General features: G+C 45.3%; 19 protein-coding genes. 12 read left to right on the top strand and 7 right to left on the bottom strand.

The window, feature by feature from the left end; all coding sequences use genetic code 11:
• The first annotated feature begins 52 nt into the window (after positions 1 to 52).
• The 4 genes from porK (at position 53) to porN (ending at position 4928) form a co-directional block, all read left to right on the top strand.
• Entirely contained in the window at positions 53 to 1183 is a 1131-nt protein-coding gene (porK, locus tag ACFS25_RS23865; RefSeq protein ID WP_381506013.1) for a T9SS ring complex lipoprotein PorK/GldK, read from the top strand.
• Positions 1184 to 1277: 94 nt separating this feature from the next.
• Positions 1278 to 2096: a type IX secretion system motor protein PorL/GldL gene (porL, locus tag ACFS25_RS23860; protein ID WP_381506011.1), complete on the top strand. Its 819-nt coding sequence runs from the start codon at positions 1278 to 1280 to the stop codon at positions 2094 to 2096.
• 138 nt (positions 2097 to 2234) lie between these two features.
• Positions 2235 to 3821: a type IX secretion system motor protein PorM/GldM gene (gene porM, locus ACFS25_RS23855; protein ID WP_381506009.1), complete on the top strand. Its 1587-nt coding sequence runs from the start codon at positions 2235 to 2237 to the stop codon at positions 3819 to 3821.
• A gap of 63 nt (positions 3822 to 3884) precedes the next feature.
• Entirely contained in the window at positions 3885 to 4928 is a 1044-nt protein-coding gene (porN, locus tag ACFS25_RS23850) for a type IX secretion system ring subunit PorN/GldN (RefSeq protein WP_381506007.1), read from the top strand.
• A 106-nt stretch (positions 4929 to 5034) separates the two neighbouring features.
• Here porN and uvrC read toward each other — a convergent pair whose 3' ends face one another.
• From uvrC to porW, 3 genes are all read right to left on the bottom strand, one after another.
• Positions 5035 to 6843: an excinuclease ABC subunit UvrC gene (gene uvrC, locus ACFS25_RS23845; RefSeq protein WP_381506005.1), complete on the bottom strand. Its 1809-nt coding sequence runs from the start codon at positions 6841 to 6843 to the stop codon at positions 5035 to 5037.
• A 122-nt stretch (positions 6844 to 6965) separates the two neighbouring features.
• Positions 6966 to 9323 carry a penicillin-binding protein 1A gene (locus tag ACFS25_RS23840; protein ID WP_381506003.1) on the bottom strand — a complete coding sequence of 786 codons (2358 nt, stop codon included), beginning with the start codon at positions 9321 to 9323 and terminating at the stop codon, positions 6966 to 6968.
• Between the two features lie 89 nt (positions 9324 to 9412).
• Entirely contained in the window at positions 9413 to 11665 is a 2253-nt protein-coding gene (gene porW, locus ACFS25_RS23835) for a type IX secretion system periplasmic lipoprotein PorW/SprE (protein ID WP_381506001.1), read from the bottom strand.
• Positions 11666 to 11781: 116 nt separating this feature from the next.
• On the opposite strand from porW, the gene ACFS25_RS23830 reads away from it, so the two are divergent.
• From ACFS25_RS23830 to atpH, 6 genes are all read left to right on the top strand, one after another.
• Complete coding sequence (locus tag ACFS25_RS23830) at positions 11782 to 12057, top strand: AtpZ/AtpI family protein (RefSeq protein WP_381506000.1); 276 nt, start codon at positions 11782 to 11784, stop codon at positions 12055 to 12057.
• Between the two features lie 52 nt (positions 12058 to 12109).
• The gene (locus ACFS25_RS23825) at positions 12110 to 12472 is read left to right on the top strand and encodes a hypothetical protein (RefSeq protein ID WP_381505998.1); all 363 of its coding nucleotides are present in this window, start codon (positions 12110 to 12112) and stop codon (positions 12470 to 12472) included.
• Positions 12473 to 12494: 22 nt separating this feature from the next.
• Complete coding sequence (gene atpB / locus ACFS25_RS23820) at positions 12495 to 13613, top strand: F0F1 ATP synthase subunit A (protein WP_381505997.1); 1119 nt, start codon at positions 12495 to 12497, stop codon at positions 13611 to 13613.
• Between the two features lie 91 nt (positions 13614 to 13704).
• On the top strand, positions 13705 to 13953 hold the full coding sequence (atpE, locus tag ACFS25_RS23815) for an ATP synthase F0 subunit C (RefSeq protein WP_381507070.1): 249 nt from the start codon (positions 13705 to 13707) through the stop codon (positions 13951 to 13953).
• A 163-nt stretch (positions 13954 to 14116) separates the two neighbouring features.
• Positions 14117 to 14611 (top strand): F0F1 ATP synthase subunit B, encoded by a 495-nt coding sequence (gene atpF / locus ACFS25_RS23810; protein WP_381505995.1) that lies wholly within the window; start codon positions 14117 to 14119, stop codon positions 14609 to 14611.
• Between the two features lie 6 nt (positions 14612 to 14617).
• On the top strand, positions 14618 to 15157 hold the full coding sequence (gene atpH, locus ACFS25_RS23805) for an ATP synthase F1 subunit delta (RefSeq protein ID WP_381505993.1): 540 nt from the start codon (positions 14618 to 14620) through the stop codon (positions 15155 to 15157).
• 118 nt (positions 15158 to 15275) lie between these two features.
• Here the strand turns inward: atpH and ACFS25_RS23800 are convergent, their stop codons facing one another.
• Positions 15276 to 15737, bottom strand: a complete 462-nt coding sequence (locus ACFS25_RS23800; RefSeq protein WP_381505991.1) for a GNAT family N-acetyltransferase — start codon at positions 15735 to 15737, stop codon at positions 15276 to 15278.
• Between the two features lie 77 nt (positions 15738 to 15814).
• On the opposite strand from ACFS25_RS23800, the gene ACFS25_RS23795 reads away from it, so the two are divergent.
• Complete coding sequence (locus ACFS25_RS23795) at positions 15815 to 17038, top strand: DUF6786 family protein (RefSeq protein WP_381505989.1); 1224 nt, start codon at positions 15815 to 15817, stop codon at positions 17036 to 17038.
• A gap of 474 nt (positions 17039 to 17512) precedes the next feature.
• Here the strand turns inward: ACFS25_RS23795 and ACFS25_RS23790 are convergent, their stop codons facing one another.
• Positions 17513 to 18178 (bottom strand): Rossmann-fold NAD(P)-binding domain-containing protein, encoded by a 666-nt coding sequence (locus ACFS25_RS23790; protein ID WP_381505986.1) that lies wholly within the window; start codon positions 18176 to 18178, stop codon positions 17513 to 17515.
• Between the two features lie 75 nt (positions 18179 to 18253).
• Here ACFS25_RS23790 and ACFS25_RS23785 point away from each other — a divergent pair, with 75 nt between their 5' ends.
• The gene (locus ACFS25_RS23785) at positions 18254 to 20749 is read left to right on the top strand and encodes a TonB-dependent receptor plug domain-containing protein (protein WP_381505984.1); all 2496 of its coding nucleotides are present in this window, start codon (positions 18254 to 18256) and stop codon (positions 20747 to 20749) included.
• 76 nt (positions 20750 to 20825) lie between these two features.
• Here ACFS25_RS23785 and ACFS25_RS23780 read toward each other — a convergent pair whose 3' ends face one another.
• Positions 20826 to 22511, bottom strand: coding sequence for an amidohydrolase (locus ACFS25_RS23780; RefSeq protein ID WP_381505983.1), 1686 nt, complete (start codon positions 22509 to 22511; stop codon positions 20826 to 20828).
• Positions 22512 to 22738: 227 nt separating this feature from the next.
• Complete coding sequence (locus ACFS25_RS23775; RefSeq protein WP_381505982.1) at positions 22739 to 24172, bottom strand: Gfo/Idh/MocA family protein; 1434 nt, start codon at positions 24170 to 24172, stop codon at positions 22739 to 22741.
• Positions 24173 to 24214 lie beyond the last annotated feature (42 nt).

The raw sequence follows: 24214 nt of genomic DNA, 5'->3' as shown, positions 1-24214 counted from the left end.
AGATTTTCGTTTTTAGTCTGGTCTCGCACAAGAAGAAGGTAAAAGTTCGACAATGATGAATTATAACTGGTTAACAGTCAACGCAACCCGGGTGGTGATGGGCGCGGCAGTATTACTGCTATTGCAAGGTTGTGGCTTTCTGAAGTCAAAATTTGGCGGTAAAAGCGGTAAGGGTGGTGGCGAAGTAGGCGTTACAAACGGAGAAATTACGGCTACCGGGCGTAAAGGCTGGAAACAACCTACGCCTTTTGGTATGGTGCTTGTTCCGTCAGGTTCATTTATTATGGGTCAGGCCGATGAAGATGTGGCTGCTACTCAGATCAATATGAACCGGCAGGTGACTATAAGTTCATTTTATATGGACGATGCCGAGATTTCTAATCATGAGTATCGTCAGTATGTAAATGCGCTAATGGCTGACTCTGTTTCGACATTAGGCGAAGAGGAAATCATGTCCAAATATTATCCTGATACAACAGTTTGGAAAAATGATTTTACCTATCATAACGGTGACCCTATGCTTGAGCATTATTACGGTCATCCCGCTTTTGATACCTATCCTGTAGTGGGCGTAAGTTGGATAGCAGCCAATCATTTCTGTAAGTGGCGCACAAATACACTCGATGATTTTCGTACAAAAGACGGTGGCTACAAATCCTTTGGTTTCCGGTTACCATCGGAGGCTGAGTGGGAGTGGGCGGCACGGGGCGGCAGAAGTGGGGCAAAATACCCATGGGGTAATCCTTATGTAGCCAATGGGAAAGGTTGTTACCTGGCTAATTTTAAACCACAGCGTGGTAACTTCGATGCCGATGGATACCCGTATACGGCTCCGGCAACTGCCTACAATCCAAACGATTATGGATTGTACAACATGGCTGGTAATGTAGCTGAATGGTGCCGTGATGCCTATGCTGATAATACGAATGCCATTGTATGGGACATGAACCCGGATAACCAGAACGCCGACGAACCTCGTAAAGTGGTTCGGGGTGGCTCGTGGAAAGACATTGCTTACTATCTCGAAACAGGTACTCGCTCCTATGAGTATGAAGATCAGAAGCGATCTTACATCGGTTTCCGTTGTATAATGGATAACCTCGAAGGGCGCACTGCATCAGGTCGTGTTGGCGGTAGCAGCAAAAGCAAAAGCCCTAAGAAAGTATCTGCTAAAAAAGCATAAAGACCTTATCTTCAACGTCTACACCTGAGGGCTACGACGTTATGATAAAGATTACACAAAGCAAATTACTTAGTCCAACCAACAATCGCTTACCATGGCAGCAGAAAAGTCCACTAATTTCTTTTGGGATCGTTTAGTACCAACCATTTATAGTGCCGGTGCCGCCGTCGTTATTGCCGGAGCATGGGCCAAAATTACACACAATGAGCAATTTGGCTGGCTGTTGACGGCTGGTCTTCTAACCGAGGTCGTTATTTTTGCTTTGTATGCCGTTCAGAGTTTCACATTGCCAATTGCATCAGGTGATGGATATGCCTGGGAAAAAGTTTATCCTGAACTGGCTGACGATTTCAAAGGCGAAGCCCGGAAACCAGCTCCACAAGCTAATGGTCTAACCGGTAATATGGATCAGATGCTGGCGCAGGCAAAAGTAACGCCTGATGTATTTGAACGTTTAGGGTCTGGTTTTCGCAATTTGAACGACACCGTTTCTAAGCTTACTGATTTAACTGACGCAACCGTTGCAACTAATGATTATGCGCGTAATGTAAAATCGGCGTCAAGTTCAATCAGTGAAATGAATAAATCGTACGGTACGGCAATTACAGCCATGAATTCAATGGCTGATGCTACTACCGAAGCAAAAGATTACCGCGATCAGTTTCAGAAAGTGACCAAAAACATGGGTGCACTGAACGCTGTTTATGAACTGGAATTGCAGGATACAAACAAGCACCTGAAAGCTATGAATGCTTTTTATGGCAGCCTAACATCTGCGATGGAAAATATGAGCGATGCTAGCCGTGATACGCAACAGTTCAAAAACGAATTAGCTAAGTTGACAGGTAATTTAGCCTCTCTTAATGGGGTGTATGGTAGTATGCTAACAGCCATGCGCGGTAACCAACAGTAGACGTAGTTGTGTAACTGTCAGGCTTCAGAATATCCGTTTTGTGGCCTGCGGTTTTACTATACTACTAATACTACTACATAATAATATAACCGCTACGGCGGTCCGTTCCACAAATTTTTATTCTCACTACCATAGTTTATGGCAGGCACAAAAGAGACACCCCGTCAGAAAATGATCGGGATGATGTATCTGGTTTTGACCGCATTACTGGCTCTGCAAGTCACGTCGGCCATTCTGGAGAAATTCGTTTTAATTAACAACAGTTTAGAGCAGTCTACTGGAGCCGTTAGTAAAGTTAACCAGTCCACGTTTGATAATATTAGGGCAACAGTTGAAAAATCGGGTAATCGGGCTACTGATTTAGCCATCGTTAAGCAAGCCGATGAAGTTCGGAAATTAACAGCTGATGTTAGTGGTGAAATTGATAAACTTAAAGAGCAACTTGTAGAAGCAGGTGGTGGTCGTGACGAAGCGGGTAATATCAAGAACCTGAGCGAAGAAGAGAAAGTCGCACAGCTTATGATTGGGACCGAGCGCAATGGGGCCGCCGTTAAGTTGAAAAGTCAACTTAACGGGTATGTTGAAAGCCTTTCGAAGTATTCGGGTAATAAGTATGCTCCGATGGCCCTTGATGGTAAAGATGACCCAATTGCCAGTCACTCGCCAGATCAGAAGAAGAAAGATTTTGCTGAGTTGAATTTTGCTCAAACGCCTGTACCAGCTGCCTTAGCCGTTTTAAGTCAGAAGCAAGCTGATGTGCGTCGCCTTGAAGGCGAAGTGCTCGATGTATTAGCTAGCAAAGTTGGTGCACAGGATGTTAAGTTTGATAAGATTATTGCCATGTTGAGCATGGAATCAAAAGTAGTTGTAGCGGGTACCAAGTTTAAGGGTCAGATGTTTTTGGCAGCATCGTCTACTGGTATTCAGCCACGAATGAGTCTAAACGGTGGTCCGGTACGCGTGCAGGATGGACAAGGTCTCATTGATTTTACCGCTCAGGGTGGTGCCTATGACAAAAACGGCTTGTCGAAACGGACGCTCACAGGTTCTATTGCTTATCAGACACCAGCCGGTTTAAAAACGGTTCCCTTGTCTGCTGAGTATTTCGTAGCGAAGCCTTCTTATGAGATTGAGTCGGGTTCGTTCCCACCCTTATACTTAGGGTGCGCTAACAAACTGAGCGTACAAAGTCCACAACTAGGTGCGCTTTGGAATCCAAGTTTTTCTGCTGATGGTGGTTCTGTTATTGCCTCGGGTGAGAAAGGAAAGATTACAATTGTACCTAGTGCGGCCCATGTAACGTTGAACGTCAGCAATGCTGGTAGTTTACTCGGCAAAAACGACTTCCGCGTAAATCGTGTTCCAAAGCCAAGCATCGAGTATTATGTTGGTGGTACCAAATCTGGCGATCCTCGTGGTGTGCCGGTTGGTTCAGCGCGGAGTGTTCGTGTTGTTGCCGTGGCTGATGAAAGTTTCCGAAATTACTCACCAGACGATGCCAACTTCCGAGTTACGGGAATTACGGTTATTCTGGCACGTGGTACGCGCAAAGTTGGTCAGGTCAATTTAGGACCTGGCGGTGGTTCAATTGGTAATTTAGCCGCTGATGCCCAGCCAGGAGATCGTTTATCCATTCAGGTTGACGGTGTTCAACGTCGAAACTTCCGTGGCGAAATAAGTGATGTCTCCATGGGAAGTCCGCAGCAAACAGTACCGCTTTATTAATCGTACTAAACAAAGCAGTCCTTCGTTATAAAAAGGAACAGAGGACACAAACAACGCTTGACAATGAAACAAGTTAGAACGATAGCCGTAGCCGCTGCATTACTGGCGGTAGCTGGTGGAGGAGCTATAGCGCAGGAGAAAGCAAACACCGGCACCAACGCGCTGTCGGTTCGATCAATCAACGAGAATGACATCATGATGAAGAAGACCCTTTGGCGTCGAATTGACCTGAGGGAAAAACAGAATCAGTCGCTATTCTCGAAGAACAACGAAATATCCAAATACCTGATTGATGCCATGAAAGCTGGCTTAATTGATGGCTATGAAAATGATTCGGTAGCTACCAAACTGACACCGGCTAAATTTCAGCAGCGTATGATCATGCCAAATACAGGTGGTGGTCTATCGGCAGAAGAGATTGCGGCTGGCTTTGGTACCGAAGCAACAGGTAAAGGAGATGGCTGGGATGATGCCAAAAAAACAGATCCCAAAAAAGGGGCAACAAAACCAGCTGACGACGGTTGGGGAACGCCCAAGAAAGCTGCCGTTCAGCCCGCTGACGACGGTTGGGGAACGCCTAAAAAGAAAGCTGTAGCTAAGAACACAAAGGGTAAAAAAGGTAAGTTGGCTCAACCCATCGTTGCCGCCCCAGTAGTTGATACGGTTGCTAAGGTTGCGGCAGCTCCGATTGGTGATGAATATTTTGCCAAGGATTTCAACATAATGGAAATCAAAGAAGATTGGATATTCGATAAAAAACGGTCACGTCTGTATTACGATATTCAAACGGTAACTATTTATTTACCTTCAGATAAAAACTCTGCGGGTGTAGAAACTGCTTTGGCTACGTTCAAATACAAAGATTTAGATAAGTTATTTCGCAGCGATCCGAAAAAATTTATTTGGTATAACCCGCAAAATCAGGCTCAGCATAAAAATCTGGCTGATGCATTTGATCTGCGTTTGTTTTACGGTCGGATAACGAAAGTAGCTAACCCAAGTGATACCGACTTAGTGGGTATGTACGGTGATCGGGAAGGTTTACTGAAGTCGTATCAAACAGAATACGAACTGATGGAAACGGAGCATAGCCTCTGGGAATACTAGCCCTGCCGGGTTTCTGACCTTAGTAATTAAATAGTAAAAGGGCACTCGATAGAATCGAGTGCCCTTTTACTATTTAATCTTCGTATTCAAAGTTACAGACTTGGTATTACTGCTCAATAGTGTCAAAATAATGTTTCAGCTTGATCGCACGATCTTTACCAACGACTTCTGCGACTTCATCAAAGGTGGCTTCGCGAATTTTTGTGACGCCTTTAAAGTGTTTCAGAAGCTTAGCCGCTGTCTTTTTGCCAACACCTTCCACGTTTTCTAACTCACTTATCAGGCTATTGCGACTACGCTTGTCTCGGTGGTAGGTAATGGCAAAGCGGTGAGCTTCATCACGAATACGCTGAATGAGTTTTAATGACTCTGACTTCTTGTCAATATAAAGTGGTAAACTGTCCTCAGGGAAATAGATCTCTTCCAGCCGTTTTGCAATACCAATTATAGGTACTTTGCCATACAAATCAAGGGCCTTCAGGGCATCGCAAGCCGCGCTAAGTTGTCCTTTGCCACCATCAATCACAATCAGATCAGGAAGGCCGGTATCTTCGGTCAAGACTCGGGTATATCGACGGGTAACAACCTCATACATACTGGCAAAGTCATTAGGCCCGATAACGGTTTGAATTGAGAAATGCCGATATTCTTTGTTTGCTGGTTTTCCACCCACAAAACACACCATTGCCGAGACGGGGTTTGTACCCTGAATATTAGAGTTATCGAAACATTCGATACGGTTGGGAATTGCTTTTAACTGCAAATCCTGCTTTAGTCGGATAAGTACGCGATCTTTTTTGCTAGCATTAGCCGTTGCTTCGGCGGTTGCACGCTCTTGCCGCTCGCGCCGGAAATAAAGCACATTTTTGAGCGACATGTCCAGCAGCTTCTTCTTATCGCCAATCTGCGGAACGGTTACCTCGGCCTTTAAATCTACATCAAGGGGTATGTTGGAGATGATTTCTTTCGCCTGACTACCATACTGATCCCGGAATTCAACGATCATCATAGCTAATAAATCCGGGTCCGCTTCATCAAGTTTCTTCTTAATCTCTACAGTATGCGCCTGAACGATGGTTCCATTGACCACTTTCATAAAGTTTATGTAAGCGGCTGTTTCATCAGAGGCAATTGAAAAGACATCGGCGTCGGCAATTTTCGGATTAACAACGGTCGATTTACTCTGAAATCGCTGTAATACATCTAGTTTTTCCTTGTACTTCTGGGCCTGTTCAAATGCCAGTTCGCCAGCAGCTTCGACCATTTGGGTTTTGAAATATTCCTGAGCGGGTTTAAGATGGCCTTTCAAAATATGATGAATCTGTTCCACATCATTGTCATAATCGCTCTCCGCCTGTTTGCCTTCGCAGGGACCTTTGCAGTTGCCGATATGATACTCCAAACAGACTTTATATTTACCCGCTGCAATATTTTCGGGGGCAAGATTATAATTACAGGTACGGATGGTGAACAGTTGGCTAAACATATCCAGCACCGTATACATAGGTTTCAGATTGGCAAAAGGCCCATAAAACGTACCCTGTTTGCGGTCGATACGACGGGTCGTTATAACGCGTGGAAAGTGCTCATCTGTAACACATACGAAAGGATACGTTTTATCGTCGCGGAGTAAAATATTAAATTTTGGCTGGTAGCGTTTGATAAGCTGATTCTCAAGCAGCAATGCATCAAATTCGGTGTGGACGATGGTAAACTCAATTTTCCTGATCTGACTTACCAGGCGCACTGTTTTACGGTCATGCCCTTTTGAGTTGGTAAAGTAGCTGCTGACACGGTTTTTTAAGTCTTTAGCCTTACCAACGTAAATCACTTCGCCTGTGGCGTCGAAATACCGATAGACACCGGGTTCGTGCGGCACTTTAGTTAACTCCTTTTTATAGTCGAATTCGGACATACTATAGGCTGGTTGTTATGCGATCTTAACCGATGGTTGGTCTTATAAAACAACCTATATGAGGTAAAGGTTGCTTATTATTTGTATGCTAAAAAGGCCAGCATATTGCTGGCCTAAACTCTTTACTGTAATATTTCATCTTCATCTTCTGGTACTACTTTCGGTGGAATATACCGTTGGGAAGAGTCAATGTGATAACCGCCACAGTCAATCTTAAAATTATTGGGCTTCCGGAAGGGTTCGGGGCGGTACTGTGTAAGCGTAGGGTCTTTATAAATTTTCTGCATGTACATCGCCCAGGCGGGCATAGCCTGTCGGCCACCCTGCCCAAGTTCGATTGTACGAAAGTGAATGGGCCGGTCGTCGCCCCCAACCCAAAGCCCTGACACAAGGTGCTGAGTCATACCCATAAACCACGCGTCCGAATAGTTGGACGTTGTTCCTGTTTTAGCCGCAATCTCGTTGCCACCGTCGAGCAGTTTATATTGTGTCCGTAACCGTTGAGCCGTTCCATTGGGGTCTTCCACAGCCCCACGCATAAGATGGAGCATTTCGTAAGCCCGCGTTGCGCTTATAACCTGTTTAGCATCAGGGGTAAAGTTTTTCAGAACGTTTCCATTCTTATCGGTGATGCGGATAAGCATCATTGGACGGACGCGCGTACCACCATTGGCAAAGGCACAGTAAGCAGATACCATCTCATAAACGGATACATCGCCAGTTCCCAGGCACAAAGTAGGATTATCGGGTAGATCTTTACTTTCTATACCCATATCGTGGGCGTATTTAATAACAGCCGCTGCACGAGTTTTCTTTATCAATTGAGCACTAACTGTATTGATCGACTGCCCTAACGCTTCGCGCAACGATAGGCTTTGACCACTATACCGCCCCGTTGAATTTTTAGGCATCCAGGGCGGACCATTGTTGTTATCCTCACCATGAGCAAATACGGTTGGCCGGTCAGTGATATGGCTGCATGGGGTCACAAACCCTTGATCCATAGCGGTTAAGTACACGAAGGGCTTAAAGGTAGAACCCGGCTGGCGTCGGCTCTGGCGAACGTGGTCGAACTTCATGTATTTGAAATTTATACCACCAACCCACGCCTTTACATACCCATAACGCGGGTCCATCGACATGAAACCTGTATTAAGCAGTCGTTTGTAGTACTTAATCGAATCTAATGGACTCATGGTCGTATCTTTATCATTTCGTCGACCGCCATATACAAACACCTTCATTTTAATAGGCTTACGCATTTCCTGCCAGATAGCCTTTTCATCGACCCCGTAAGCGGCTTTCAATTGCTTGAAACGGGTAGTCCGGCGTGCCACCGATTCAATAAAGCCCGGAATTTCGATATACTTCTTGGTTCTGGGGTCCTTTTTTACCCAGGGGTTTCGGCCACGCCAATGCTCGTAAAACTTCTTTTGTTGATCACGCATATTGGTCATAACAGCCTCTTCAGCGTAAGCCTGCATACGCGAGTCGATAGTGGTATAAATTTTTAGACCACTGGTGTAGAGATCAAGATCAGCACCAGGATTTTCATCATTATACTGTTTAATCCAGCGTTTGATGTCATCGCGAATGACGGATCTGAAGTAAGAAGCCATTCCCGTATTCTGATTCTCGATGCTGAAATCAAGTTTCAGGGGTTTGTTCTTATACGTGAAGAACTGTTCCTGAGTCAAGAATTTGTACTTTCTCATCTGACCCAATACCACATTCCGCCGATCTCTTGTTCGATCTTCGAATAAACGCGGATTATAAAATGTCGGGTTTTTGAGCATACCTACCAGTAAGGCAGCTTCTTCAACATTCAAATTCCACGGTTCTTTGCTAAAGTAAGTTTTGGCGGCAGTTTTAATGCCGTAGGTGTTGTTGCCAAACGAAACCGTGTTGAGGTACATCATCATGACCTCCTGTTTGGTATAATTTCGCTCTAAACGCACAGCCAGAATCCATTCTTTGGTTTTGGCAATAACCAAACTAATGATTGGAATGTGACCCAGTACCCCGCGTAGTTCTTCCTGCCGGGTATCGAACAAATTCTTGGCTGTTTGCTGCGTGAGCGTACTGCCCCCCCCTGAACTCGATGCATCCTTGAATGTGAGAAAGCCCCCAACTGCCCGAAAAAGCGAACGGGGGTCGATACCGGAGTGCTTAATAAAACGAGCATCTTCCGTTGCCAGTAAAGCTGACGTCACGTTGGGCGAAACCTGCGAAATTTCGATAGGTGTACGGTTTTCAACGTAATATTTGCCCAGTAGCTGATTGTCTGCCGTATAAACTTCGGAGGCTTCCTCGCTTTTTGGATTTTCGAGTGCTTTTAAACTCGGCATACCTCCGAAGAGCCACAGAAAATTGTAGCTGACAGCAACGACATACAAGATCAAAAGGGCTATACCAATGAGCGAGTATCGCCAGAGGTTTCGGATTATCTTCCGGTAGGGACCAGGAGCAAAGTCAAACATGTATTAGTTATTAATATTTTAATGGTGGTGTCGATCGTTGGTAGCCTACTAACACAAACTACTTATTAAACACAATAACGGACAAGTATTCATTTCCTCTTCGCCGTTGTTTGGTCGGCAGCAGCCTGCATTTCCTTTACATGAGGTAGTAACTGACTGGCTGGGTAATCGCGCACAAACTCAGTTAATGCCTGACGGTATGCATCTACACCTTTCACTTTACCAACCAGCATAACACGCAACAGGGCTAATTTGTCTTCCAACTGGGTACCGGCGAGACTACTTAACGCATTGTCGGCACGAGTGAGAGCCTCAGTGGTATTATTCGCTTTGTAAAGTTCATAAATGTCTGTATACGTCTTATTGGCCTGTACTTCCGAATTACTTGTATGTGTCACCGTCTGCCCGGTTAAACGAGCGTATGACGTGTTTGGATATTCAGCTATCAATTTATCCTTCCACGAAGATGATTTGCCTACTTGCTCATTCGAGAGATAGAGTAAATAATATATCTCTGGTTTCTGAAGAGTATTAGGATATCGTGTTAACAACTGCTCAAACGTTGGAATGGCGTCGGCAGGCTGATTAAGGTCAAATTTGTAGAGCTTACCTAGCTTATATAATGCGTTTTCAATGCGTTGGTTAGCCCCGGCTTGGGCTTCTTTCGTAAACGGAATCTTAGCCATCATGGCATCTCTTTGCGTTTTCCGACTGTCGACAGGGGCATTAGAAGGTGCCGGTGCTCCGCTTACATCTAACTGTTGCAATGGACTATTTGGGTTCACCGAATTAGCGGGTGATGCGCCACTTACAGGACTATTTACGGCGGCTATAGCAACAGATGCTTCTTTATTACTTCGTCGCCAATTGTCTTCAAGCAGCCGGTTACCCCAGCGCACTAAAAACTCTTGTTTCCCCTGACTCAGCGCAATAGGGTTATAAAGTGCCCAACGTTCAGCAGGTTGCAAATTTGAGTTAGTAGCACCAGGTACTGAATTACTGGTACCCCCAGTTGCCCGATCTACAATTTGTTGTGCCAGTGCAACCTGGGCTTTATCGTCTCGTTCGCGTTGGGCAATGGCCTTGTCGAGCAGTTTGTCAAGTGCCGGTGGATCCATTTTTGATAGCGTCAACAAACTATCGTCGGTACGGATAGTAGTTTTATACTGAACAAACTCGTCAAGTGTCTTTTTCCGGGTCACTAAGGCTGCATAGTCGGGCGATTGTTTAGGAAGGAGAGCCAACGCACTATCATAATACACCTTGGCGTGGTCATAGTCAGCTTTCTTTTCGAAATACAGCTTCCCAATTTCCAGATAGGTATAGGGTACCTGATTCGTATTAGCACCTGCTGCCTGAATTGACTGGCTATAAAATTTAATAGCCTTGTCAATTCGACCACTACGTGCTTCGAGCAGGCCCATTGTGAAATATACTTTATCTTTCAAATCGACATTTTTTCGGTCGTTGAGCAACTTATCAAACATCTCCTCCGACTGCGCCATCCGCTTTTTATCGCCTGTCAACCCACTGCTCTGAATGGCATAGAGATTCGCGTAGAAAGACTGGTCATACGATGGGCGCGACTTTAGCACCTGACGATAATGGTCAACGGCTTTAGCTGGTTGACCAATTAAGTCGTACAATTGCCCTGCAATGAGATGAAGCCGGGCAGTTGATTCCCCCTTCTTTAGCGCCGGGAATGTAGCATCCAAAATTCCCGCAGCAGTGGCATATTCACCCTGCCGTTCGTGCAAATAAGCTTTTGTCAAGTAAAAATCACGGGTATTGACCTTATTAAGCGGTTGATTGCGAAGGTATTCCGCTACGTTCAGTGCATTGGTATAATCGGTTGCTTCAATATAAGCCCGCATCAGACCAACTAAGGCCGTATGTTTGTCATCATCGTTTGTTCCCTTCGTATTTACATATTTAAATACCTCAATAGCATTGGGTAAATCCTGTTTAATCAGTCGCGCTCGCCCGATAAGAATATATGCATCATCGAGCCATTGGCTATTCTGATGGCGTTCGGGAATAAGCGATGCTTTTTTGATAGCGTCATCTAACTGAGGTTTCACCGACTGAATGAGCATTGAATCGACCGGCAACAGAATGGGAAGCAACTGGTTGTAGTTTTCCTGTCTAGCCTGAAATAATATCTGTTCGGCCTGATTAATCTGGTCGCGAGCAATTACATAAGCATTATAATGAGCCGTTAGATTATGATACCCCTTGCTGACTGGCTTAGTGCTGTACTGCGAACACGATAATAGCCCGCCGGTCAGTGAAGCAAGGACCGTTAGTAACAAAAAGAGAGATTTACCTAAATAGCGGGACATTCGGAAATAACACGTGGTCACTCTTATTAAAACGTCTCTGGGCGGTTTTGTAATATGGAACGTTAGCCCAAATTAACGAATTTTGCACGGCATATAACATGACAGCCCCTAATTCTATGGAAAACAACCCCGACCAACCCAATCAGACTTATCCAGATAAGCCGGGACAGGGAGAGGAGCCAATCAAGAAGGTAACTGAAAAGACAACATCGTTTGTACAATTTAGTGGTATTGCCTTTCAAATGCTGGGTACCATCGGGCTGGGCGTATGGGCAGGTATGAAGCTGGATGTCTGGCAGAATAATCATCGGCCTATCTGGACAATTGTACTATCTCTGACGGCTATTGGAGCATCGCTCTATCTATTTATCCGTCAACTAACAAAAAAATAGAATTCCGAGGTCTGAAGTGTCGACACTTCAGACCTCGGAATCAATGCCCATTATGCTCCGTACAGTCCTATTTACACTTTTATTGGCAATTGCATTTTTCATAGCCGAACGATATTCTGTTTCGCCCTGGCTGCACCCCAGTTGGAAGATTCTGTTACTCTTTTTTTTAAGTGTTTCATTTTTGACACATCGATTGGTAGAGACTGGTTTACAGGACAATCAGGAACGATTTATACCACTGTACCTAGCTGCTACCGTTGCCCGTCTTGTGCTGGGGCTGGCCTTTATTAGTTTTTTTCTATTCCGCCATATCGAGCAACGCCGGGCCTTCGTTATGGACTTTCTTGTACTATATATATGTTACACGGGCTTTGAGATTTGGGCTCTTACTCGTAACTTGCGACGCGATTCGTAAAAACGATCTGTCACATCATCTTATGCGTTCGGTTATTTATAAACTTTTTTTAGCAACGGCTCTCATTCTGAGTTCGTTAGTGGGTGCACAGGCACAAGAGCATGGCCACGAAGGTGAAACGCCTGCCAAACAAGAAGGCGAAGCACACGCCGAAAAAGGAAAATTTAATGTGGGTGCTATGATTATGCACCATATTAAAGATGATCACGGCTGGGAGTTAGCACATGGTTTCACCATTCCACTTCCCGTGATCTTATATTCGAAGGATCGGGGACTGGAAGTATTCTCCTCATCGCGACTCGCTCATGAGCAGGTTTATAACGGTTATAAAAACGAACATGGTAAAATTCACCGTTTTACAGAAGCCGGAACTGTGGATCACGAAGCTAAGCTTTACAATTTCTCTATTACTAAAAATGTTGCGTCGCTGTTATTAAGCGCCGTGATAATGCTCTTGTTGTTTCCGGCTGTCAGTCGGGGGTATACCAAAAATAAAGGCAAAGCTCCTACAGGTATTCAGTCATTGCTGGAACCGATTATTTTATTCGTTCGCGACGAAATTGCCAAGCCGAGTATTGGGCCTAAATACACGAAATTTCTGCCCTATCTGCTGACGTTGTTCTTCTTTATTCTGGTTAATAACCTGCTGGGTTTGTTACCGGGTGCGGCTAACCTGACGGGTAATATTACTGTTACGCTGGTGCTGGCTGTCATTACGTTTCTAATCGTTACGTTTAGCGGAAATAAACACTACTGGCTTCACATCCTTAAGCCAACGGGTGTTCCCATTGCGTTACTGCCAATTATGATTCCGGTCGAAATTGTAGGCGTATTCATGAAGCCTTTATCGCTCATGATACGGTTATTCGCCAATATCACTGCAGGACACATTATTATCCTGAGTCTGTTGGGCCTTATTTTCATGGCTAATCATATGGGCGGCATGGGTACGAGTATTGCAATAAGCCCGGTCGTGCTGTTTTTTACGTTGTTTCTAAATTTGATCGAATTACTGGTGGCGTTTCTGCAAGCGTTTATTTTTACGCTATTGACGGCTATGTATATCGGTAGCGCGGTGGAAGACCATCACGAAGCTGACCACGGCATCGGTTATGAGGGAACAACCTCAGAGTTAGGTTAATGATTAACTATCAGGTGGCTATTGCCAGTTGATAGAATTGAAAAGCAATCTTTTGTTTCACTAATAAATACGTTTGAATTTTATGTTTGCAATGTTGTTTTCCTTGCTGTTAGAAGCTACTGGTAGTGTGGCGATTATGGGTGCCGCTATCGGTGCTGGTTTGGCCGCTATTGGTGCTGGTCTGGGTATTGGTAAAATTGGTGGTAGTGCTATGGAAGGTATTGCCCGTCAGCCAGAAGCGGCTGGTCGTATCCAAACTGCCATGCTGATTATTGCGGCTCTGATTGAAGCCGTGGCTTTGTTTGCCGCTGTTATTTGTCTGCTGGTCGCTACGGCTTAAGCAGGCACTCAAGTTTGAGTAGGCTGGTTGCACTAGGCACTGGCATCACTACTCGCCCATTTTTAGAAAACGTTCGCCCGTTTGGGGTTGCCGACGGGCGAGCGTTCTCTACCAAAAGATTGACTTCACATTTTATTTACTGATTTATCCATAATTCACACTCATGGACTTACTGACTCCCGATCTCGGTCTGTTATTTTGGCAGGTAGTAGTGTTCCTCGGCCTCTTTTTGATTCTTCGCGCATTTGCCTGGAAACCCATTACAGAAAGCCTTAGTGAACGCGAAAATAATATTCAGAGTGCCCTTGATCTGGCCGAAAAAACACGGCTGGATATGACCGCGCTCAAAGCTGATAACGAAAAATTGCTGGTGCAGGCGCGTATAGAGCGTGAAGCTATTTTGCGTGGTGCAAAAGAAGCCGCCGACAAAATGGTGGCTGATTCGCGTGACAAAGCTGCTGCCGAAGGACAACGCATTCTTGAGCAAGCGCGCGAGTCGATGCAAAATGAACGGCAGGCTTTAGTAGCACAAATGAAAAAAGAAGTCGTTATCCTGTCGCTCGACATTGCAGAAAAAGTTCTTCGTAAAGAACTTAGTGATAAGTCAACGCAGGAAAAATTGGTAACGGATCTTGTCTCTAATTCACGCTTAAACTAATCGATTATGGCCGTTGCAACAGTTGCCGCCCGCTATGCCAAATCGCTGTTAAATCTGGCGCAGGAACAAGGCATGACCGAGACGATGTATAAGGACATGCAGTTCTTTAAGAACACAGTGGAACAAAGCCGGGCGCTGATGCTTATGCTGAAGAATCCCATTATTCGTGCTGAAAAGAAAAGTGCTGTTCTGACTGCGGCTTTTACGAATCGGGTCGATCCGGTAACGATGGCTTTTTTTCAAATTATTGCCAGAAAGAACCGGGAAGGTATCATGGATGCCATCGCTGATCAGTTTATTAGTCAATATAATAAACTGAAAAGTATTGAACGAGCAACCGTTATTACGACTGTGCCGCTAACGGCTACACAGCGTGAGAAGTTCGAGGCAATGGTTATGAAAACTACAGGATGTAAGTTGGTCGAGTTAGAAGAAAAACTTGATTCAAACCTTATTGGTGGTTATGTATTGCGTCTTGGCGACCGGCAGGTTGACGACTCTATTCGTAGCCAATTAAACGACTTGCGACTGAAGTTTTTGAATTAAAATTTCTATAGGTTTTACTAGAAGAGCCGGTTTCTCATTCGAGAAACCGGCTCTTCTGTTTTCCCTTACTAACGTTTTTTGTTGTAGGTGATAAAGAGCGATCAGAAAGAGTAGCGAATCAAGGATGGATAGGTTTAACTAATTTAAAATGAGTTAGGCTGAATGATTCCCGTTCATAAAACCGGATGGTGTCAGTGCGTTTTTGATTAGTCGTAACCTCCAGATTTATGAAATTTTCCTGTCCTGCCAATACGTCAAGTGCCGTCATAAGTTGCTTCCCAATGTGCTGATTTCGAACATCAGGCCGAACAAATAACTCCTGTATTTCCCCCACTTTGCCACAGTGGTGTAGTATATATTGAACGTGACAACTTACAAATCCAACGATTTCGCTAAACCGTTCAGCCACCAAATAATAGATAAGCCGGTTGGCTAAATTATGATCGAAAACAGTATTAAAGGCAGCTTGATCTAGCGTAGTTCCTTCTAGCGTGCATAAAAAGTCATAAATAATTGGGGCGTCATTTTTAGTGGCGGTCCGGATATGTATGTCACTCGGGAAAGTAGATTGGGTAGGCACGGTGATTTGTAGGAGTATACACTGACAGACTATTGACGCTTCAAGTTCGTCATTTTCGTCTCGCTATATACATTGCCATGGTAAAAATCGTCGCCTTCATTTTTGTGAGTTTAGTAGCAGCCTGTTCGGGTCGGAAATCAGAAACCGGCGATTCGCAAGCCAGTAGCTCAACTGCTGAAATTCAATCGTCTAACTCAAATTCGTACGACAAAGACCGGGATTTCTTACGGAAGTACCAGCCCAATTTGATCGAATTACAAAGCGGAGATGCCCACGCCTTGATTTGTCCAGCCTATCAGGGCCGCGTGATGACTAGCAGTGCCGACGGGAAATCTAGTTACGGCTGGATAAATTACGACTTGATTCGCTCGAAGAAACTTCTTCCGCATATGAATGCTTTTGGGGGCGAAGACCGATTCTGGCTTGGTCCGGAAGGTGGGCAGTACGCACTGTTTTTCAAAAAAGGTGACCCCTTTAATGCTGATCATTGGCAAACGCCAGCAGCTATTGACTCAGAGTCGTTTACACTTACGGATAGTACGCAAACGTCCGCCACCTTCACCCGTAACGTATCGCTAACTAACTATACCGGAACTCGGTTTGACCTCGGTATTGAGCGAACAGTCCGGTTGTTAACCAAAGCTGAAATAAAAGAAAAGTTGTCTATCCATGCCGATTCACTTAAAATTGTTGGTATTGAATCGGAAAATGTAATCACGAATAAAGGAAAAAAAGCCTGGAATTTGCAAACAGGAACGCCGTCAATCTGGATTTTAGGTATGATGAATGCGTCGCCTAAAACAACTATTATTGTTCCCTATCGGCAGGGGGTAGGCCAACCAATAAGTGATTCGTATTTCGGCAAAGTGCCAGCCGAACGATTGCGTATTGGAAAAACAGCCGCCCTATTTACGGCTGATGCTCATTATCGAAGCAAGATTGGGGTTTCGCCTGCACGAGCCACTAACTGGCTTGGCAGCTACGACTCCAAAACCCAAACCTTAACGCTTATTACTTACGACTTCGACCAGAAAGACCGACAATACGTCAATTCAGCCTGGGAGCATCAAAAAAACCCTTATTCGGGCGATGTTATTAATGCCTATAATGATGGTCCAATGAAATCCGGTCAGACGCAGATGGGTAAATTCTATGAATTAGAATCCTCATCACCAGCCGCTAGTTTAGTACCCGGTGCGAAACAAAAACATCGGCATACAACCTTTCATTTGCAGGGTTCAGAACAACAACTGAATCAGGTTTCCCGACAATTATTATTCACTGACTTATCGCACTTGTAACTATATATATGTATCTAAATCAGCCGCGTTTTTAGAAATTGATTCAACGGGTTTACAACTAATAAGGTATGAATTGGGTCTTGCAGGCAACTGAAAAGCTATGCGTCCTCTTCTACTATTATTTATTTTTTGGGTCAGTTTTGGTTGTCAGAAAGTAATAGACCGTACTGATCAATTATATGGCAAATGGGTATTGACCGGCGGATCTGCTTTACTAAGAAAGCAAGCAGTCGTCAAAAACCAACCCATTTATTTTACTTTTTTGTCATCCGGCAGTATTGATTCCAACTGGTCGAGTTGTTATTCATTTCACTTTGGTAAGGCAAACGAACTGTTGATTTCTAATATCTGCGTTGATTGTATTGTCCCTAATTGTGATCAGTCTGTATGGCACTATACACTGAGTTCAGTGAATGAATTAACAATTGAATTTCAGACCGGTGATGTGGGCGTGTTGCAAAGACAATAGACTCACTAATATGCCTGCAACGCATCAGATTTGAAAACGTGTTTGCCCGTTAAACCCTGTTGCGCCGTTGTCAGCATAGCGTTTGCCACTTTGGCAGCCTCAATACCTTTGTATTTTGCCGGGATCAGTGAGCTAAACAACCGCATAGCACCTTCGGCTATACGTTCGCCAAAACGGGATTCACCTCGGCCCGAACTGGCTCGATCACCGAGTAGGAGGGAAGGTTGGAAAATAAGTAAACTTGGATAGTTTAAGGCAGTTAAGTCACGCTCAATTTCGCCTTTGACGCGGTTATAAAAAAAAGATGATTCTGTATCAGCGCCCATCGCTGTAACGATAGCAAATTGCTGGGCACCATTGGCCAATCCTAATCGGGCAATATCAAGTGGGTATTTATAATCCACTTTTTGGAAAGCCTCCTTCGACCTTGCCTTTTTCATTGTCGTACCAAGGCAGCAAAAAATATCGTCGACTTGCGTTAATAAGCCATTTGGATGATCAAAATCAAATTGAACTTCTTGTAAACGAGGATGTTGCCAACTTAAAGATTTACGGACTAACACTTTTACATTGGAGTAAACTGGCGAATCAACGAGCCGGTGGGTCAGTAAATTGCCGATGAGGCCCGTGGCACCGAGGACTAACGCCGTTTTGTGAGTAGGTATAGTCATGGTTAAAAGAGGGTATTTTTGCTAAATTAGTCACTTCAATACTATAGGAAGGAACTAAATCCTAAAATCTATTCTATGCGTCCAGTCGTTTTTCGCTTAGTTAGCCTGTTCTCCGTTCTCACAGTGACTTTATTTTTTTCCTTTCGCTCTACCGACGACGAATTCATTAAACGATTACTCGAACTGTTTCGTGTTTATAACCAACAGCGACCTACCGAGAAAGTATATATTCATACTGACCGCGACGCTTACCTCAGTGGCGAAACTATTTGGTTGAAGGGCTATATTTTTAACGGAACTACACATGAGGCTGACACGCTCAGTCGGGTATTATATGTTGATTTAGTGGACCCACTTGCCAGACGTGTTCGGTTGCGGGCGCAATTTCGAGCCACAAACAGCTATGCCCCAGGCCAACTTCTAGTAGCTGATTCGCTGCCGTCTGGTACTTACCAACTCCGCGCGTATACCAACTTTATGCGGAATTACCCCGACGCGTATTTCTTCACCAAGACAGTAACTATTTTGCACGCGGATGATGTCAGTACGAACACAGAAATCGCGAAATTGGCCGCTCGGCCAGATATACAGTTTTTGCCCGAAGGCGGCCAGTTAGTTGCCGGGTTAAGTAGTCGTGTCGCGTTTAAAGCCGTTAATCCATCGGGGCAAGGTATATCTGTGAAAGGGTTTGTGCTCGATGCGAAGAAGGACACTGTCAGCGGTTTTGCCAGCACGCATTTAGGAATGGGTTATTTTATGTTTAAGCCTGAGCTGGCACACACATACACCGCTTTTGTACCGCTTGCTGATGGCACATTGGTAGCCTATCCAATGCCGACCGTGCAAGAGCAAGGAGTGGTTATGCAAGTTGAAAACCTGACTAATAAAGACAATGTATTGGTGTATTTGATGCACAATAAAACGCGCACAGATACCACGGCTAGGCTAACCTTAAGCGCTCAGACAAGAGGACAAGTTATTCAGGCCGCAAAAATACCATTGACTAAAAAAATGGCGGTGGTGCGGCTACCTCGTGCCAATTTCCCCGAAGGCATTGCTCAACTGACCCTCTTCGACGAAACTCACAAACCGGTTTGTGAGCGGCTTGTTTTTATCAATAAGAGCGAGCAACTCAATATTTTGCTGGTTGCCAACAAAGCCAGATATAAAAATCGTGAGAAGGTTGACCTAACGATTAACACAGCCAATGCAGATGGAAAACCTGTCTCGGCTAATCTGTCGGTAGCAGTTGTTGATAACCGACTCGCGCCCGAAGCTGATTCTAACAGCGCCACTATTCGGTCGCATTTGCTGCTGTCATCTGATTTGGCTGGCACTATCGAACAACCTGACTATTACTTTAAACCAACTAATAAAGAGCGGTGGTTGCAGCTGGATTTGCTACTGATGACTCAGGGCTGGCGACGTTTCTCCTGGAGTGAGGTGCTGGCGGGTACCGTGCCGCCGACCAAGTATCCTGTGGAAAGAGGCTTGTCACTAACGGGCCGGGTGGTGCGCCCAAATCAGAAAGACACTGGTGGTAAAGTTAAGCTAACTTTCATGCTGGCAAAGAAGGATAGTACGGCTGGTGGTAACCAACGTGACATTCTGATTGGAGAAACCAATGAGTCAGGTTATTATGGCGCGTATGATCTTGATTTTACCGACACTACGACCGTAATGATTCAGGGGCTGAAAGGGAATGCTAATCGGAACCTGGCTATCTCGCTCGACCAGCTTCTGACACCAACCGTAACGATTACGCAAGTGCCTTATAATCCATTGGAATTCCGGCGCGACGAGTTGGATGACTTTGTAAAACGAACAAAAGAATATCAGGAAATTGAACGCCAAATCCGACGTAATGGCGAAGTGTTACTGCAATCTGTGACCGTTAAAGCCAAAAAATATCAGGAACGAGATTCACGAACTATCTATGGCTCCCCCGATGCGAGTGTCAAATTTGATCAGACAAATACGGCTGGTCGGCTGACAATACTAGACGTAATTCAGGGGCGGGTAGCGGGTGTACAAGTCACGGGTTCGGGTTTGACGGCGCGGGTACAGATTCGGGGGGCTGTTAATTTTAGCGGCCCCGTTGAGCCGTTATTTGTGTTGGATGGTATGCCGGTTGACCTGCAAACAGCAACCACTATTTCGGTACAGGACGTTGATCGGGTTGATGTGTTGAAGGGCGCATCGGCTGCTATCTACGGCTCTCGGGCATCGGGTGGTGTGATTTCAATTCTGACCAAACGGGGCGGGCCTACCTATGATTTCTCTAAGGATGTAGCACCCGGTACATTGATCGCTAAATTACCAGGCTATGCGCCAGTGCGCGAGTTTTATGCACCCCGTTATGATGTTAGTCCAGACCGGGCCAATCCAGGCCGAAGACCAGATTATCGTACCACATTATTCTGGGCACCCATGATTCAAACCGATACTGAAGGAAGAGCAACCGTTTCTTTCTTCACATCTGACGCAAAAACAGACTTGCGTATTAGGGCCGAGGGAGCAACTATAATGGGCATACTGGGGGTGGGGCGGGGTTTCATTCAGGTTGACTAGAATTTGAAAAATCCAACATGGACAACGGCTAACCAATTGACTTGGTTAGCCGTTGTCCATGTTGGATTTTTAAGTCTTACTTCCCGTTAGATACTGGTTTCTTCTCTAGATCTGCCCGCTGATCGTCGCGCAGTGTTGGGTATTTAATACCGAGCTGTTCCAGATAGGTTTTATATTTTGTTGGGTCGTAGTAGAATTTCTCCAGCTTAGGCTTGAATTCGGCCATTATTTTTTTGTTCAGATAAACTGCCGGAATCTCTTTCGACGAAATCAACGCTTTGTATTTCGTTTCTTTGGTTTGCTCATCTGTAAAATAAGCTTTGGCCTGCTCAATAATTTCGGGTTTCAGCAACATGTCCAGCAAGGTCATGGCCTCAACTTTTGCGCCAGCTACAACTCCTTTATGGGCAATGGGTGTCGCCATCGAAATAGCGTCGGACCAATGGTGACCCGGCAAGCCGGGAATATTTGACGGATAAAGAAGAACCACGGTTGGAACGACCCACGATATATCTGATATATCGTCAGAACCTCCACTAAGTGGTACCATTGATTGCCCGCCCATCATAACCGTTGGACCAGACCCAACGGGTGTCCCAATTGTATCTAATTTTACAGCTAGCCCCTCTCGTTTAGGCGACTGCAATTCTTTTTGAGTAGCCTTGGCAAGCATTTGGTCGTCGGTAGACCAGGTGGGTAAGCCAATTCGTTTGATATTGTCATACATCACGGAGGCTATGGGCTTGTTAAAATGTCCCGGCCAGGCTGACCCCAGAATTTCGTAGGTGAATTTCGTATCGGTCATTAGCGCGGCCCCTTCGGCTACTTTTACGCCTGTTTCGAAGAGTTTTACTATTTTAGGATACGATCGTTCCCGGAAATAATACCAAACGGAGGCCTTTGATGGAACGACGTTCGGTTGGTCACCACCATCCGAGATCACATAGTGAGAGCGTTGTGTTAGTTCGAGGTGTTCGCGACGAAAATTCCACCCGATATTCATTAATTCGACCGCATCGAGTGCAGAACGTCCGCGCCAGGGGGCAGCCGCAGCATGAGCGGCCTGACCCTCAAACGAGAACTTGACCGAGATCATACCATTGTAGCCCGCATCGCCGTAGGAAACGCTCAGATTATCGGCAACGTGGGTAAAGATACACGCATCAACATCTTTGAAATAACCATCACGGACGTAAAAAGCCTTGGAACCGAGTAATTCCTCGGCCACACCCGGCCAAAGCATCAACGTACCCGACAGCTTATTCTTTTCCATAAGCTGTTTTACTGTCAGTGCTGCCACGATATTGAGCGCCTGCCCGGAGTTATGACCTTCGCCGTGACCTGGTGCACCTTCTACGATAGGATCTTTATAGGCCACACCCGGTTTCTGGCTGGCTTTGGGAATGCAGTCTACATCAGAGCCAATAGCAATTACAGGTTTGCCCGAACCCCAGGTGGCAATCCAGGCAGTGGGCATACCGGCAATACCTCTCTGAATCGTGAATCCTTCTTTTTCGAGCAGCGTGGTCAGGTATTTGAAGGACTCTTCTTCCTGGAAACCCAGCTCTGCAAAGCTGAACAGCATATCGTTGATTTGCTGAGCCTGATCTTTACGTTGATCAATTGCCGTAATTGCTTCCTTTTTTAATTGCTCAATTTGTGCATCTACCCGCTTGTTAGACGCCTTTGGGTCTTTACCCTGCGCTAATAATAGCGTTGGGATAAGCCAGAGAGCTGCGAGTACTTTCGTGAACTCCTTCATAGGGGATTGAAATTTTATTTTGATGAATGGGAGTATTCACTATAAATGTATGGTAATAATGATCATATTCGCAATAAATGTGTTATTTATGATGAAAAAACTATTTGCCCTTGCTTTTGTGATCTGACTTAATTTGCCAGAAAAAGAAAAGACATTTGACTCTCTCTCCTGTTTTCAGAGAAAGAATCAAATGCCTTACTAATTACCCGACTTGCTGTACTCAGTCCTTAAACGGCTCCTAAAATTTTCATATTTATCGGGTCCCAGCTAACAGCTCTTTTTTGGGCGAAACTCATATTGCCACACTGCGTTGGTCCACAAGCGCGAAGCCCAAATGTAGCATCCTCTATGTTCGGCGAATTTGTTCGGACCGACTTGAAGAAGTTTACGAAGTGCTCGTACCGATCGCCTTTGTAGTCTTTTGGGAATGCGTATTTAAACTCTTTAGGGCCATCCAGTTCGGGATGTGGTGGATACAGTTTATTATATTCCTGCACGTACAGTTCCTTTTGGTCTTTTGGGAAATTGTCAATTGACATACCCGGAGCCTTCGGAAACTTATTCCGGTGAACCGTTAGCGAGTCGAAACCGAGCGATAAATCACCCTCTGTGCCCACAATCCGTACCAAATAATTACCGCCACCACCATCGACAAAATTGGACCGGGTTGTTAGGTTAAATTCTGGGTGCTCAGCCGTTTTTGGGTAGTCGTAAATGCTGAGTTGAATATCTGGCACGTCGCGACCATCTTTCCAATAGCGCGTTCCTCCGCTCGAATATACTCTGGTTGGGCCTTTTGACCCCGTAATGCAGTGCAGTGAGGTTAGCAAGTGGACATACAAATCACCGGCAATACCCGTTCCATAATCCTGATAGTTGCGCCACCGGAAAAAACGGAGCGGATCCCAAGGGCGTTTCGGGGCGCTACCCAGGTATGTATCCCAATCAACGGTTTGTGGAGACGCATCGGGTGGAATTGAATACTGCCAGGCTCCCATTGCACTATGCCGGTCGTAGATAGCTTCGGCAAAGACAAGCTCACCAATATCACCAGCTTTCAGTATATCCCGCGCTTTTGCAATAAGCAACGAACTGGCAAACTGACTGCCAACCTGAAAAACTTTGCCCGTCTCTTTCGCTACTTTAATAAGTGTATGCCCGTCATCAACCTTCTGAACCATAGGCTTTTCGCAGTACACGTGCTTGCCTTTATGCATGGCATCAGATGATATTTTTTCGTGCCAGTGATCGGTTGTCGCATTAATGACAGCATCGATATCCTTCCGCTCCAGTAGTTCACGATAATCTTTCGTAACCGGAAGCTGATCGCCCCACAGTTCTTTAGCCCGGCGCAAACGGCCATCATACAGGTCGCAGGCCGCAACCATTTCAATACCATCGACCATCAGAGCCGTTTGCGTATCGCCGATACCCATACCACCCGTACCGATAAGAGCGATGCGAACCTTATCATTAGCCGACGTGCTGCTATGGCTTTTAATCAGATTCAGGTATTGCGGAATGCCCATTGAGGGCGTGTTAGCCAGCGCGGCTGGGGCGGTAGCGGCAGCTGTGCCAGCCAACCCAAGGGTCTTTAGAAACGACCGTCGGGATTTGCTTTCCTGGTTAGCCGACGTAGCCGCTCGTTTTTTATCGTTCATAGCAAAATCAGATTGGGGAGTAGAAAACCCGCTTAAAAATAA

Origin of the sequence: Spirosoma flavum (assembly GCF_042686045.1) — a bacterium.
Lineage (GTDB): Bacteria > Bacteroidota > Bacteroidia > Cytophagales > Spirosomataceae > Spirosoma > Spirosoma flavum.
This window is presented reverse-complemented; position numbering and strand designations above follow the sequence as displayed.